This window comes from Oleiharenicola lentus (genome assembly GCF_004118375.1).
Classification (GTDB): domain Bacteria; phylum Verrucomicrobiota; class Verrucomicrobiia; order Opitutales; family Opitutaceae; genus Lacunisphaera; species Lacunisphaera lenta.
Window position 1 is genome coordinate 261,291 of the sequence record NZ_SDHX01000001.1, and the last position, 14,131, is coordinate 275,421.

A 14,131-nucleotide genomic window follows, 5' to 3' on the forward strand; every position below is an offset into this window, starting at 1 on the left:
GTCAGGTGGCTGTGTCGTAAACCTCGGGCGTGACGACGGCCTGCAAGGGCCGGCCGGTGCAATAGGCGCGCAGGTTGGCGAGGGCGAAGGCCCCGGCGTCACGGCGGCGGTCAGTGGTCGGGCCGGCGATGTGCGGCGTGAGCGTGACGTTGCGCAGGCCGCGGAACGGCGAGTCGGCGGGCAGCGGCTCGACCGTATAGACGTCGAGCCCGATCTGGATGCGTCCCTCCTGGGCCACGCGAAGCAGCGCGGCCTCGTCCACCACGGCGCCGCGGCCGACATTGACGAACACGCCGCCCGGACGGACGAGACGCAGGTGCTCCTCGCGCACGATGCCGCGGGTGGAGTCGTTGAGGGGGGCGAGTTCCACGATGATGTCGTTCTCGGCAAAGAGTTCCTCCAGCGAACCGGCGCAGGCGAGGCCGAGGCCGGGAGCGGTGCCCGGCGTGACGTCCGGCGCGAAGGCCATGATCGGCGTGCCGAAGGGACGCAGCAGCTGCACGAGCTCGCGCGCGATCTGGCCGAAGCCGTGCAGGCCCACGCGCCGGCCGAAGAGCGAGGCGGTTTCGCTGCCGCCGTTTTTCCACGCGCCCTCGTGGTGCATCGCGATGGTCCAGTAGGTGGCGCGCCGCAGGCAGGACAGGATGTGGAACAGCGCCCACTCGGCCACGATGCGGCTGATCGAGCCGCCCCAGTTGGTAACGGTGAGGCCCGCCTCGAGCTGCGGGCGCGTGACGAGCCGGCGCACGGAGCCGCAGAGGTAGCACACGTAGCGGAGGTTCGGCGGCAGGGTGGCGGGCAGCGCCGGGGTTTTCCAGCCGCCGACCAGCACCTCGGGATTGGCCGCGGCGAGAGCGGCATGGAAGTCTTCGACGGAGCCCGCGGTCGGGTCGCAGGCGGTGAAGCTGCCCGCGAGGGCGCGCACCTCGCCGAGCAGGGGCTCGGGCAGGAATTCGAGGAGTTCCGCGTCGGTGACGGCGGCGAAGACAGCAGGGCGGCGGTTCATGTCAGGCGGGGGGAATGCATTCGAGGATCTCGGCGGTGGGCGCGGGCGAGTATTGCAGCGCACCGAGCCCGGCGGGGCAGAAAAATTTGTCGCCCGGCCGGAAATCGTGGCGCTCTCCGCCTGCCTCCACCGTCACGCGGCCGGACGTGACAATGCCGATGTGGGGGGCGGCCTCGACCTTGGCGACGGGGCCGCGCAGCTGGCTCTGGCGGACGCGGAAGCACGGCGTGTGCGCCGGACCGATGAGATCATCCTGCCAGGAATCCGGCCCGAGCGCCCGGCGGCGCAGCGGCGAGCGCGCCGCTTCGGTCAAAACGCGCGAGAGCGGCCAAGGCGCGAGGTCGAAGACATCGAGACAAAAATCCAGCCCGCGGCCCATGAATCGTGCGCTCTCGGGCAGCACGTAGCCGCCACGCTCGAACTCAAACCGCACGACGAGGTCGCTCGGCTCCTGGATCTCGACGAGGAACACGCCCTCGCCCAGCGCATGCGGCACACCGCCGGGCACGAGGTAGGTGTCGCCGGGTTTGACCGGAATCTTGTCGAAGCAGGCCTCGAGCGCCGCGATGTCCTGCGTCTCGATCATGCGGCGGAGCTCGGTCCGTGAGGGCGGACGCTGGAAACCAAGATAGATGTAGGGCGACGCGACTTCGGGACGCGTGGCGACGACATGATAGGCCTCGGTCTTGCCGCTGGGCGAGCCGAGGAAGCGCCGGGCGAAGTCCGCCGTCGGGTGGACCTGGAAGTGCAGGCGGATGGACGGATCGAGGAGCTTGACCAGCAGGTGCGGCTGCGCGCCGTGTTTCGCGACATGGGCCGCGCCGAGAAAGTACTCCGGGGCGGAGGCGAGCAGCGCGGCAAAGTCGTGGGTTTCGCCCCCGACGACGACTTGGGAAACGCCTTCGCGGAGGTGCTCGCGACCGGCGTTGATGGCGCGCGTGGTCGAGGCGATCCAGTCCTCGGGAAAATGGCCGTCCGCCGGGGCGGCCGTCCCCGCGAGGCGGTCCAGCTCCCGCCCGCCCTGGTAGGTGCGCCAGACGCGGTTGGGCGGAAGGAGGACGAGTTTGCCGCGGAGTGCCATGAGGCGTTCAGCCGGAGGGGCGGGTGCGCCGCAGCGCCCAGCCGATGAGGATCAGCACGGCGCCGCAGAACACGAAGCCGAGGCGGCCGGCCGGCGGATTGGGGATGAGGGCGAGCAGGGTGATGAACCCGCCATAGCAGAGGCTGAGCAGGCCGAGCACCCGGCCCTGCTGGTGGTCGGAGGCCTCGCCGATCTCCTTCTGAAAATCGATGGGCGTGCGCAGATCATGGAAGAACCGGCCGACGCGCTCGCGATACTCGGGCGAACTGGAGTTCCAGAAGGCACAGGTGCCGAAAAACCAGAGGCAGCCGGCGGTGACGTTGAGGAACAGACCCGCGGAAACGGTCCAGTAGTTGCGCTCCGCCGGGCTCAGCGGGCCGGTGGAGAAGGTCTCTTGCAGCCACGCGAGGTCGAAGACGTAGGTTGCGACCAGCGAGCCGACGAAGGACGCCACCATGGTGGACCAGCCGGCCCAGGGCGGCGTGCGCTGCACGATGATGCAGAGCACGAGCGGGATCGTCAGCGGCACGGCAACGAGCGTGCCGAACTGCTGCATCAGCTCGAAGAGGCCGAGGTCCTTCATGCGGCTGAAATTCAGCGCCGCGAGAACGACCAGCACGCCCATGACCGTCGTGGTGATGCGGCCGGTCACGACGAGTTCGCGGTCGGTGGCCTGCGGGCGCAGCACGGGTTGGTAGAAGCTTTTCACGAAGATGCCCACGTTGCGGTTCAGCCCGCTGTCCATGGACGACATGGTCGCCGCGAAGATGCCGCTGAGGAGCAGGCCGAGCATGCCGGCGGGCATGGTGTGCAGGCACATGGCGAGGAACGCGCCCTCGGCGGGGTTGCCAAGTCCCGGGAACACCGCGGAAAGATCCGGGTGGAGGATGCGCGCGGCCATGGGCGGGATGAACCAGATGATCGGGCCGACGATGAACAGCGCGGCGCCGAGCAGCGCAGCCTTGCGGGCGTGCGTGCCGTCCTTGACGCAGAGGTAGCGCGACGAATCGAGAATGTTGTTCGCGGAGATGAACTGCTTGATGAGCACCGCCACGCCCCAGAGGAGAAGCAGCTTGGAGTCGAGCAGTCGGCCGAGGTCGAGGTGGCCGGCCGGCAAACGCTCGACAAAGGCCGACGGACCGCCGACCGCCTGCACCGAGAGGAAGGCTGCGACGACCGAGACCGGCATGAGGATGAGCACCTGGATGAAGTCGCCCGCCACCGCGGCCCAGCTCCCGGCGAAGATCGTCATCAGCACGACGACCGCGCCCGTGACGATGATGGTGAATTCCAGGTCGAAGCCGAAGGCCGCGGTCAGGAACACGCAGAGCCCGTTCAGCCAGATGCCGGCGTAGAGCGTGCTCAGCGGCACCTGCAGCCAGGTGAACACCTGCTCGTTGGCCGGACTGAACCGGATCCGCACGGCCTCGATCACGGTGATCACGCGCATCTGGCGGGAGCGCGCGGCGAAGTAGAGCCAGTTGAAGACGAAGCCGACGGCGTTGGCGAAGTAGAGCAGCAGGATGGGCCAGCCCTCGGTGTAGGCCATGCTCGCCGCGCCGGTGAAGGTCCACGCGCTGAACTGCGTCATGAACGCCGAGCTGCCCACCAGCCACCACAGCATCTGGCCGCCCCCGCGGAAGTAGTCGCTGGTGTTGCGGACAAAACGCGCCACCAGCCAGCCCATGCCCAGCATGAAGGCGAAGTAGAACGCGATGACGGCGTGGTCGTAGAAAGTCATGGGGTGGGGCGGAGGGGTACGCTTGCCTAATAATTATTAGGCAACAAGCCCAAAGTGCGCCGGCCGGGCGGACCGGATTCAGGCCGGCGCGGGGCCGGTGGTGCCGCCGGGCACGAGCTGGGCGGGGAGGATGAGGTCGTTGATGCTCTCTTCATCATCGCCGGTGGCGTCGAGGAGGAGGCGGGCGGCGGCGGCGCCGAGTTTCTCGGCGTCGGAACCGGCCACGGTGATCTGGGGCGACTCGGCGGCGGCGAGGCGCGAGTTGTCGGCGCCCGCGATGCTCACGTCGGCCGGCACGCGCCAGCCCTCGTGGACGAAGGCCTTGACCGCGCCGGCGGCCATGAGGGTGTTGTAGCAGAGGAAGGCGGTGGGGAAATCCTTGCGGCGGAGATGCGGCCGCAGGGACAGCACGGCCTCGAAGCCCTCGGCGCGGTCGCCCTGGGCGAGGCGCACGCAGTAGCGCTCCTCGGCGGCGAGACCGTGCGCCCGGAGCGCGTCGTGAAAGGCGTCGAACCGCATCTGGTGGCGGTTGAGGCCCACGTTGCCGCCAATCCAGCCGAAGCGCCGGTGGCCGAGCTCGTGCAGGTGTCGCACGAGCAGGTCGAGGGCCTGGGCTTCGTTGCCGATGACGGAGTGGCACTGGCCGGGGTGGCGGGCGGACACGGCGACGAGGCGGGTCTCGTGGCGGCGGAGCGACTTCAGGAACGGCGCGGCGACCTCGCCGAGCAGCACGACGCCGCGCATCGAGTGGCCGGAGGGGAAGAGTTCCGCGAGGCGGGCCGGTTCCAGCGTGTCCTCGGCGCCGAGAAAAACCGCGGTGTGGCCGCGCGCCGCCAGCGCGGTGTGCAGGCCGTGCAGCACGAGGCTGAAATAGGAGCCCTGGTTGTGGATGGAGAGACCGGAGCGCAGGATGAAGCCAACCTGCCGCTGCCGCACGCCGGCGGGCGACTGCGCGGGGTTCATGCCTTTGGGCTGGTAGCCGAGGCGCGAGGCGTGATCCCAGATGGTCTTGTAGGTCTCCGGGTTGATGCCCTCCTTGCGGCCGTTCAGGGCCAGGGAGACGAGCGCCTGGGAAATGCCCAGGTCACGGGCGATGGACTGTTGGGAGACCCGGCGCTTCGGACGCATGCTCATGGCCTAATTTTCATCAGGCGCACGGCAACGGAATTGTGCGTGGGGTGGGCGGCCTGCTTGCCCGTTCGATGGGCTCAGGGCCTTGAGCCTGCCGAACGGCTGGCGCCACGGCTGCGACAGCATTTTTGTGGCGAGAGCAGGCTCACCACCCACGGCAAAGTTACCTGGGGTCCAGCCGGCGCAAGGGCGTGAGCGTGACGGGTCCGAGCAGACCGGAGGGTCGCGGGGCCCACTGGGCGGCGCTGAACAGGCCGTCGGGGCCGGTGTTTTCGCGGAACCGGGCCGGCATGTTGGCGTTGTAGAATTTTTTCCAGTTCACGCCGCGCCGGTCGAGGTCGGCGATGCGGTTGGCGGCGAGGTTGGCGACGCTGATCTCCAACGTGTTCTCCGCGGCGAGGAACCCGGCGGGGATTACGACCGCATAGGGTGTCTGCCAAAGCGTGGCGATCTCGCGGCCATTCAGGGACACGCGGGCGCTTTCGGCGACGCGGCCGAGGTCGAGCCGCCATGCCGGGGCCGGGCCGGCCGGTTTCGCAAATCTCAGGGTGTAGGCGGCGTGGCCGGAAAAGCGCTTCAGTTCGTCGCCGCCGAAATCCGTCCAGGATTTCAGCGCCGGCACGGTGGTGGCGGGGGGCAGGGTGGGGCCGCCGTCGGCGAACCGGACACCCCATGTGCCGGCCAGCGGCTGGGTTTCTCCGGCATCCTGCCAGTAGGCCCAGGCCGGGCCGGTGAGTTCGCGGTTCTCGAGCGTGACGATCACCGACTCGCCGGGGGGGAGCTGCAGGTAAACCTGGCTCGGTTGGGCGGGGATCAGCCGTGCGGCGGCGCGGCCGAGGCGGCCGGTCGCGGGATCGAAGAGCGCGGCGGTTTGGCCGTGCGCCTGCAGCGGCACCCAGCCGTTCACCGGGCGGTCGCTGCGGTTCGCAATGAAATAAAGGAAACCGTGGTCGGTGCGCCGGCGCACGAACTCCAGGCCATGGTCGGTGAGCGACTCGCGCGGAATGCCGGGCCGGATTGCGAGCAGCTGCGTCGCGTCCGGGCCGACGATGAACTCGCCCTTGCCGACGGGCAGCCGGGTGATGCCTCCGGTGGGCAGCGCCCGGGCGGTGAGGCGGGCGAGCAGCTGGTCGAATTCCTTTTGCTGAAGCCGGCCGGAGTGGCCGGGGGCGCTCGTGGGGAGAGCCTGCTCGACGAGGATGGTGGCGCCGCGTTCGGCGAGCGCGACCAGGTGAGCGAGCGTGGCGAGCGGCATGAACTTGGTCGGTGGCACGAGCACGGCGTGGTAACCCTGGCGTCCGCTTTCGATCAGCTTGCCGCGATATTCGAGTCCTTGGATCTGCCGGTCGGAGATGTAGTCGAAGCCCACGCCGGTATCGACGAGACGCGTCGCGGTCTCACGGAGGCTGTCGACGCCCAGCGGGTCGCGGCCGTGGCCGAAGTGCGGCATCTCACCCGTGCCGCGGACAGCCCAGCGGTCGTGGATGTTGTAATAGAGAAGTAGGTCCTCGTCGGGCTGACCGGACTGGAGGAAGGACTGGGCGCGGGCGACGTAGGCGTTGACGGCGGCGAAGTCGCGCCAGATGGGATTGACGGGGCTTAGCTCGACGGAGGCGTAGAAATGGTAGCCGGGCCACGGCTCGTCGGGCGGGGAAAACGGCGTGCCGTGGTAGCAGTTGTGGTTAATGCCCGCGAGGAGGAAGCCGTCCACCGTGGCCTTGAGCTCGGCGAGGGTGGAGAGGAAATGCTCGTTCAGCCAGGTGGCGGTCTCGGCGGAGGCGAGGGGCTTGCCGGTGACGTGGGCGACGGACGACGCCATTTTCATCGCGAGGTGGCCGTTGCCCTCCTGCTCGGGGATGTCGCTGGCGGCGTAGAGGTCGAGGATGTTGGCGGGCGCGTTGTGGGCTTGGTTGCGGATCAGCGCGCCGTGGCGGTTCGCCCACTCGCGCCAGGGGACGGTGAACTGTTCCAGCAGCAGGTCCGAAACGGTCTCGCGGTAGTCGGCCAGCACGCGGCTGTCGGCCGGGTCGAAGAGCGCGGGGAGCTGCGTGCGCAGGTCGTAGCCACGGAGCCGCGTGAACTCGGCGAAGAAGCGCGGCGTGAAGTCGGACTCTCCCTCGCCGTCGTCCACCTCGTAGGAGTCGTTGAACCAGGCGCGAATCCCTTTCGTGGCGCGGCCGGTCAGCGCCCGGTCGAACTCCGCGAGGTAGCGCGCGAGCGCCCGGGAGGAAAGATGGTCGAGCGCGTAGCCCTCCGCGGCGGGCGCGGCGCGTTCCACCATTTTGCCGTGCTGGCCTTGGAAGAGCGCGTAGAGCGTCCAGGTGCCGCGGTCCGCGGGCGCGGTCCAGTCGAGGCGTCCGTCCGCCGCCACGCGCGACGTGAGATCAAGCGGCGCGCGGTCGGCGCCTGCGCCCGGGTAGGCCATCAGCGAGACCAGCGGCAGCGGCCGGGGGAAGCGGACCTGGTCAATGGCGAGTTCCTGCAGGTTGGCGTTGGCGGTAACGGGTTCGCGCAGGTCGGCGATGGGCACACGCGTGCGGCCGGCGAAACGCAGCAGCGGCTTCTGCACGAGTTGCACCGGTTCGCCCAGCGTGCCGCCGGAGGCGACGGTGAAAGTCCGGTGCGCAAGGTAGTGCGCGGCATCCTCGCCCTCGATCCAGGGTCCGCCGAAGGGCCAGCCGGTGCCGGTGGCGAGATCGATGCCGAGATCGAGCCGGCGGCCCTCTTTCAGGACGTGCTCCAGATTACCCACCCAGCGATCGGACAGAAACGGCACGAAGCGGTCCTCCGCGCCGCGCACGCCGTAGATGGGGGTGATTTCCAGGCCGCCGAGGCCGGCCGCGGCGTATTTCTCCATCTCAGAGGTGAACGAATGGGCGTCGCCGATGTTGCCGAGCCACCACCAGCGCGTCCACGGCTTGTGGTCGCGGGTGATCGCCGGCCAGGCAAGCTCCGCCGGCTCGGCGGCGGACAGGGGCAGGACGAAGGCAAGCAGCAGCAACGGCAGAACGGGGCGGTTTCTCATGGGGTGGCCAACCAGTAGTTCCGCCCCGGCGCCATTTCAAGCGAGCCGGTCCGCAATCTGCTCGGACTGTCAAGACCGCGGAAACAATGACGCATTTTGCGGACGCGGTAGCGTCCATGACTCGCAACCCCAGATTCTACCCCTTGCACAGCAGGAGCCGCCCAGCCGGTTGACCCGCGCTGGCTGCTCCCGATGGCGGCCGGTAGCCCCCACTTTTTCGTCTCATGACCGCTCCCTCCCAACCTGCCCGCCTCGCCATCATCGGCGTATCCGGCTATGGCAGCATCCATCTGCAGCTTGCCCGGGAGAGCCGGCAGCGCGGCGAGGCGCAGATCACCGCGGCGGCCATCATCAATCCCGACCAGGAGGCGGCCAACATCGCGGAACTGCGCAGCCACGGCGCGGAGATTTTCACCGACTACACCGAGATGCTGCGGGCCCACGCCGGGCGCATTGACCTCTGCCTGATTCCCACCGGCATCCACTGGCACGCGCGCATGACGATCGCCGCGCTTGAGGCGGGCGCCAACGTGCTGGTGGAGAAACCGCTGGCGGGTTCGCTCACCGAGGTGGCGGCGGTCCGCGCGGCGGAGCAGCGCACCGGCCGCTTCGTGGCGGTGGGTTTCCAGGATTTCTACGAGCCCGGCACAACCTGGCTGAAGGAGGAGCTGGATCGCGGCGTGATCGGCGAGATCAGGTCCGTGCGCTTCCTCGGCGTCTGGCCGCGCACGCGCGGCTACTTCACGCGCAACGACTGGGCCGGCCGCCTCGCGGTCAACGGCATGCCGGTGATGGATTCGCCGCTCAACAACGCCTTCGCCCACTTCGTCATGCTGAGCCTGTTCTTCGTCGGCGGGCAGGACCTGGTGCTCGAGGGCGCCGAGTTGATGCGCGCGCACGCCATCGAGAGCTTCGACACCGCGGTCGTCCGCTCGCGCACCCCCAGCGGCGTCAAACTCTGGTTCGGCACCAGCCACGCCTGCGCGGACACCGTCGAGCCGGAGATCGTCATCACCGGCAGCCGCGGCCAGGCCGCCTGGCGCTACGAATCCGAGGCCTGGTGGCGGGCTGCCGACGGCCGGACCGAGCGGCGTGCCCTGCTCGACATCACCGGGGCCCGCCGCGCGATGTTCGCCGCCGCGCTGGCGCGCCTGCGCGACCCGGCCGCCCGCATTTGCACGACCGAACTCGCCGGCCGCCACACGGCGCTCATCGAGTCCATCCACCGGCAGGGGCGCATCGGCGTCGTGCCGACGGCCGAAGTGAACTGGACCGGCGCAAACGGCATGACCACGCAGGTCCCGGACATCCGCGGCCTGGGCGAGGCCCTGCGGCGTTCCTATGCCGCTGAGCAGTCGCTGGCCGAGGCGGGATTCCGGCTCGGCACCTGAGGCCGGGCCGAGGGGGCCGCCGCGGCCCCGCGCACCGGGGATATGATTGACTCCAATCATATCAGATTGGAGCGTCGCGATTCCCCACGCATGACCCCTGTCACGGAATCTCCGTCTCCGCTGCTGAGCCTGCACGGCATCCGCAAAAGCTACGGGGCGGTGCGTGCGCTGCAGGGGGTGGATTTTGAACTGCGCGCCGGCGAGGTGCACGCCCTGCTGGGCGAGAACGGCGCGGGCAAGTCCACCCTCATCAAGGTCGTCACCGGCGCCCACCGGCCCGATGCGGGCGAGATCCGCGTGGCCGGGGAGTCTTTGGCCGGCCTGACGACCGGTTCCGCCCGGGCGCGCGGCATCGCCTGCATCTACCAGCAGCCCGCGTTGTTCGCCGAGCTCGACGTGGCCGAGAACATCGGCCTGCGCCTGGAGGCGGGCGGGGTGTGGCGGAAGGTGGACTGGCGCCGGCGCGCGGCGCAGGCGGAGGAGTTGCTGCGGCGGATCGGCGCGGAATTTCCCGCCTCCCGCACCGTGCGCGAACTCTCCATGCCCGAGCAGCAGCTGGTGGAAATCGCCTGCGCGCTCGGCGCGGGCGCGCGCATCGTCATCATGGACGAGCCCACCGCCTCGCTCACGCGGCGCGAGCAGGAGAAGCTCTACGGGATCGTCCGCGGGCTGCGCGCCGCGGGGGTCGGCGTGATCTACATTTCCCACCGCCTCGAGGAAATCCGGGCGCTGGCCGACCGCGTGACCGTGCTGCGCGACGGCGTGAGCGTGGGCACGCGCGACGTGGCCGGTGTCACCGAGCCCGAGCTGATCAAGCTCATGGTCGGCCGCGAGGTGTCGCTCACGGAGCGCACCGCCGGCGTCACGCCCGGGGCCGTGCGCCTCGCGGTGGAGCAACTGGCCTGCGCCGAGGGCGGCGTGAACGGGGTTTCATTCGAGATCCGGGCCGGCGAAATCCTCGGCCTGGCCGGGCTCGTCGGCGCGGGCCGCACCGAGCTGGCGCGCACGCTCTTCGGCCTGACACCGGCCGACGCCGGCCGCATCCTCGTGGACGGTGAAGAGCGCCGCATCCGCAGCCCGCGCGAGGCCATCGCCGCCGGCCTGGCCTACGTGCCGGAGGACCGCCGCCGGCACGGCGTGATCCTCGAGATGCCGATCGCGCAGAACATGACGATGGCCGTGCACGGCCGCGTGTTTCCCGGCGGGTGGCTGAGGTCCGGCCCGGAGCTGGCGCTCGCGGCCGACTACATCCGCGAGCTGGCGGTCAAGACCGCCGGCCCGCTCGCCCCGGGCGCCAGCCTGAGCGGCGGCAACCAGCAGAAGGTTGCGCTCGCCCGCTGGCTCGCGACCAAGCCGCGCGTGCTCATCCTTGACGAGCCGACGCAGGGCGTGGACGTCGGCGCGAAGGGCGAGATTCACCGCATCATCCGGCGGCTCGCGTCCGACGGGCTCGCGGTGCTCCTGATTTCCAGCGACCTGCCTGAGGTGCTGGCCATGAGCGACCGCATCGGCGTGATGCGCGGCGGCCGGCTGGTGGAGACTTTGCCGGGCGGAACCGGGGCACCGGCGGTCATGGCGGCCGCGCTGGGCCAGACGAAGGAGGCCGTCGCATGAGGCGCCACCCGCGCGAACTTTCCGTGGCCGGAGTGCTGGCCCTGCTGCTGGTGGCGCTGGCCATCGTCGCCCCGGCGTTCTTCTCGCCGCAACCGCTGCGCTCGCTGCTCGTGCGCGAGATGCCCGCGCTCATCGTGGCCTGCGGCATGGCGTTCGTGATCGTCGCGCGCGAGATCGACATCTCGGTCGGGTCACAGTTCTCCCTCTGCAGCGTGCTGGCGGGCCTGCTCGCCGCCGCCGGCTGGCCGCTGCCGCTCGTGCTGCTGGCGGCGCTGGGCGCCGGCGCGCTCATGGGCCTCGCCAACGGTGCGCTGGTCGCGCTCGCCGGGCTGCCCTCCATCGTGGTCACGCTCGCGACGATGGTGACCCTCCGCCAGGGCCTGAACCTGGCGCGGCAGGGCGAATTCGTGAACCTGCCCGACGGCGTGCAATGGTTCGGCCTGAGCCAGACGGCCGGCCAGTGGCTCGTGCTCGCGGTGGCGGCGGGCGTGCTCGCCGCGCTGGCGTGGGCCTCGCGGCACCTCGCCGCCGGGCGGTTTGTCTATGCGGTGGGCAGCGATGCCGCCGCGGCGCGGCTGGCGGGCGTGAATCCCGTTCGCGTCACGCTGGGAGTTTTTGTGTTCATGGGCGCGCTCACCGGTTTTGCGGCGGTGCTGAATCTCATCCAGTCGCCGCAGGTGCAGCCGCTCGTGGGCAGCGGTCTTGAGCTGAAGGTCATCGCCGCCGCCGTCGTGGGCGGCGTGGCCATCTCGGGCGGACGCGGCAGCCTGTGGGGCGTGCTGGCGGGTTTGCTGCTGCTCGCGACGATCCCGCCCGCGCTCACGCACTTGCACATCGAGGCGTATTGGGAAAAGGCGATCCAGGGCGCGATCATCCTCCTGGCGGCGGCGTCGGACGGCCTCGGACGGAAGAGGAGCAACCACGGATGACACGGATGAACCCGGATAACCAGAACAGCACAGATTCCTGTCATCCTGAGCGAAGCGAAGGATCCAGGGGTACGGCCGCTCGCGGACAAAAGCTTGGATCCTTCGCTTCGCTCAGGATGACGGTTTTGGGTAATGACGGGGCTTTCGGGAAATTTCTCCGGCCACGAACATGAGCACTTCCGCCGACAACCAGCCCGCCTGGAAGGCCCTGCTCCTGCGGCACGAGACGCTGCTGCTCGCGCTGCTCGTCGTCGAGTGGCTGCTGTTCTGGCATTTTGGCACGACGGTGAACCGTCGTGGCGTGACGGTCGGCTTCGGCACGATCGACCGGCAGATGGACATCCTGCGCCACTCCTGCGAAATCGGCCTGCTCGCGCTCGCGCTCACGCCGGTGATCATCACGGCGGGCATCGACCTGTCGGTCGGTTCGCTGCTCGGCTTGTGCGCGGTGATCTTTGGCCTGCTTTCGCACGACGCGCAGCTGGGCCTGCCGCTGGCGGCCGCCCTGACGCTCGGCGCCGGCGCCCTGGCCGGCGGGCTCAACGCCGGGCTCATCACGAAGCTCCGGCTGCCGCCGCTGATCGTGACGCTTGGCACCTATTCGCTGTTCCGGGGCTTGGCCGAGGCCTTCACGAAGGGTTCGGTCACCTACACGGATTTCCCGGCGTCTTTCCTGTTTCTCGGTCAGGAGCGCTGGCTCGGGCTGCCGGCGCAGGCGTGGATTTTCCTGCTCGTCGCGCTGCTCGTGTGGGTGCTGGTGCACGCCACGACGGTCGGACGCTCGCTGCGGGCCATCGGCTTTTCCCCGGAAGGCGCGCGCTTCGCCGGGCTGCCGGCCGACCGGCGGGTCGCGCTGGTCTATGTGCTGGCCGGCGTCATCGCCGCCGCCGCCGCGCTCATCTACACGGCGCGCCTCGGCCAGGCCAAGGCCGATGCCGGCACCGGCTACGAGCTCTACGCCATCACCGCCGTCGTGCTCGGCGGCACGAGCATCTTCGGCGGGCGCGGCAGCGTCACGGGCACGCTGCTGGGCGTCGCGGCCATCGCGGTGCTGAAGAGCGGGCTTGCCACGCTGCCGGTTGTGATTCGGTTGAATGCCGCCGAGGAGATCGCCGGCCTTGCCACCGGCGCGCTCCTCCTCCTGGCCCTGGGCCTCGGTGCCTGGTCCGCCCGCCGTGCCCCGCATTAAAAATTTCCCCATGAAAACCCCGCGCCTGCTCGCCCTCTTCCTCGCCACCGCCGTCGCCGCGCTCGCGGCCGACGCCAAGCTGATGTTCGCCCTCATGCCCAAGGCCAAGGGCAACGCCTACTTCCTCTCCGTGAAGGCCGGAGCCGAAAAGGCCGCCAAGGAGCTGAACGTCGAGCTGCTCTTCGACGGCCCCACCGACACCAACGCCGCCAAGCAGAACGAGATTGTCGAGAACTGGATCACGCTCGGCGTGGACGTGATCGCCGTGGCCGCCGAGAACCGCGACGGCATCTCCACCGCGCTGCGCAAGGCGCGCGCGCAGGGCATCACGGTGCTGACCTACGACGCCGACGCCCAGGCCGCCGCGCGCAGTTTTTTCGTGAACCAGGCCACGCCGCAGGGCATCGGTTACACGCTGATGGACGAGGCCGCGCGGCTGACCGGCGGGGAAGGGGAGTTTGCCATCATCACCGCCACGCTCACCGCCGCCAACCAGCGCGAGTGGCAGAAACACATTGAGGCGCGCCTCGCCGAGAAATATCCGAAGATGAAGCTCGTGGCCGTGCGCCCCTGCGACGATCTCAAGGACCGCGCGCAATCCGAGGCCACCGCGCTCATGAGCGCGCACCAGAACCTGAAGCTCATCATGGCCATCTGCTCGCCGGGCGTCCCCGGCGCCGCCGAGGCCGTGAAGCAGGCCGGCCGCGCGGGCGCGGTGAAGGTCATCGGCCTGGGCCTGCCCAACGAAAACAAGCGCTACGTCCACGAGGGCGTGACCGACGCCGTCATCCTCTGGGACACCGGTGACCTGGGCTACCTCACCGTGCAGGCCGGCGTCGCGCTGGCCGACGGCAAGCTCAAGGCCGGCGACCAGCAGTTCAAGGTCGGCAACCGCACCTTCGCCATCGAGGGCGACAACATTCTGCTCGGCTCGCCCTTCGTGTTCACGCGCGAGAACATTGACCGCTTCGATTTCTGAGCGACCCCGGTTGTGACGCCGGCCGCGACGCCCCGCCCGGGCGTC

The 14,131-nt window shown here is 69.7% G+C and carries 10 protein-coding genes; 5 read left to right on the top strand and 5 right to left on the bottom strand.

Annotated features, from left to right (window positions below; all coding sequences use genetic code 11):
- Window position 1: 1 nt before the first annotated feature.
- From ESB00_RS01145 to ESB00_RS01165, 5 genes are all read right to left on the bottom strand, one after another.
- A complete protein-coding gene (locus tag ESB00_RS01145; RefSeq protein WP_129045900.1) occupies window positions 2-1,006 on the bottom strand; it encodes a hydroxyacid dehydrogenase in 1,005 nt (334 codons plus the stop codon).
- 1 nt (window position 1,007) lies between these two features.
- Complete coding sequence (locus ESB00_RS01150) at window positions 1,008-2,087, bottom strand: class I mannose-6-phosphate isomerase (protein ID WP_129045901.1); 1,080 nt, start codon at window positions 2,085-2,087, stop codon at window positions 1,008-1,010.
- A 7-nt stretch (window positions 2,088-2,094) separates the two neighbouring features.
- Window positions 2,095-3,828 (bottom strand): sodium:solute symporter family transporter, encoded by a 1,734-nt coding sequence (locus ESB00_RS01155; protein ID WP_129045902.1) that lies wholly within the window; start codon window positions 3,826-3,828, stop codon window positions 2,095-2,097.
- Window positions 3,829-3,906: 78 nt separating this feature from the next.
- Entirely contained in the window at window positions 3,907-4,962 is a 1,056-nt protein-coding gene (locus tag ESB00_RS01160; protein ID WP_129045903.1) for a LacI family DNA-binding transcriptional regulator, read from the bottom strand.
- Window positions 4,963-5,122: 160 nt separating this feature from the next.
- A complete protein-coding gene (locus ESB00_RS01165; RefSeq protein ID WP_129045904.1) occupies window positions 5,123-7,984 on the bottom strand; it encodes a glycosyl hydrolase in 2,862 nt (953 codons plus the stop codon).
- A gap of 224 nt (window positions 7,985-8,208) precedes the next feature.
- Between ESB00_RS01165 and ESB00_RS01170 the strand changes: the two genes are divergently transcribed.
- From ESB00_RS01170 to ESB00_RS01190, 5 genes are all read left to right on the top strand, one after another.
- The gene (locus ESB00_RS01170) at window positions 8,209-9,375 is read left to right on the top strand and encodes a Gfo/Idh/MocA family protein (RefSeq protein WP_129045905.1); all 1,167 of its coding nucleotides are present in this window, start codon (window positions 8,209-8,211) and stop codon (window positions 9,373-9,375) included.
- A 90-nt stretch (window positions 9,376-9,465) separates the two neighbouring features.
- Window positions 9,466-10,989, top strand: a complete 1,524-nt coding sequence (locus ESB00_RS01175) for a sugar ABC transporter ATP-binding protein (RefSeq protein ID WP_129045906.1) — start codon at window positions 9,466-9,468, stop codon at window positions 10,987-10,989.
- Complete coding sequence (locus ESB00_RS01180; protein WP_129045907.1) at window positions 10,986-11,918, top strand: ABC transporter permease; 933 nt, start codon at window positions 10,986-10,988, stop codon at window positions 11,916-11,918. The genes ESB00_RS01175 and ESB00_RS01180 overlap by 4 nt, the downstream gene beginning before the upstream one ends.
- A gap of 169 nt (window positions 11,919-12,087) precedes the next feature.
- The gene (locus tag ESB00_RS01185; protein WP_129045908.1) at window positions 12,088-13,107 is read left to right on the top strand and encodes an ABC transporter permease; all 1,020 of its coding nucleotides are present in this window, start codon (window positions 12,088-12,090) and stop codon (window positions 13,105-13,107) included.
- Between the two features lie 10 nt (window positions 13,108-13,117).
- Window positions 13,118-14,086: an autoinducer 2 ABC transporter substrate-binding protein gene (locus ESB00_RS01190; RefSeq protein ID WP_218938652.1), complete on the top strand. Its 969-nt coding sequence runs from the start codon at window positions 13,118-13,120 to the stop codon at window positions 14,084-14,086.
- Window positions 14,087-14,131 lie beyond the last annotated feature (45 nt).

Excerpts from the sequence above, each read along its gene's own strand:
- ESB00_RS01145 (WP_129045900.1), bottom strand. The coding sequence starts at position 1,006 with ATGAACCGCCGCCCTGCTGTCTTCGCCGCCGTCACCGACGCGGAACTC.
- ESB00_RS01150 (WP_129045901.1), bottom strand. The coding sequence starts at position 2,087 with ATGGCACTCCGCGGCAAACTCGTCCTCCTTCCGCCCAACCGCGTCTGG.
- ESB00_RS01155 (WP_129045902.1), bottom strand. The coding sequence starts at position 3,828 with ATGACTTTCTACGACCACGCCGTCATCGCGTTCTACTTCGCCTTCATG.
- ESB00_RS01160 (WP_129045903.1), bottom strand. The coding sequence starts at position 4,962 with ATGAGCATGCGTCCGAAGCGCCGGGTCTCCCAACAGTCCATCGCCCGT.
- ESB00_RS01165 (WP_129045904.1), bottom strand. The coding sequence starts at position 7,984 with ATGAGAAACCGCCCCGTTCTGCCGTTGCTGCTGCTTGCCTTCGTCCTG.
- ESB00_RS01170 (WP_129045905.1), top strand. The coding sequence starts at position 8,209 with ATGACCGCTCCCTCCCAACCTGCCCGCCTCGCCATCATCGGCGTATCC.
- ESB00_RS01175 (WP_129045906.1), top strand. The coding sequence starts at position 9,466 with ATGACCCCTGTCACGGAATCTCCGTCTCCGCTGCTGAGCCTGCACGGC.
- ESB00_RS01180 (WP_129045907.1), top strand. The coding sequence starts at position 10,986 with ATGAGGCGCCACCCGCGCGAACTTTCCGTGGCCGGAGTGCTGGCCCTG.
- ESB00_RS01185 (WP_129045908.1), top strand. The coding sequence starts at position 12,088 with ATGAGCACTTCCGCCGACAACCAGCCCGCCTGGAAGGCCCTGCTCCTG.
- ESB00_RS01190 (WP_218938652.1), top strand. The coding sequence starts at position 13,118 with ATGAAAACCCCGCGCCTGCTCGCCCTCTTCCTCGCCACCGCCGTCGCC.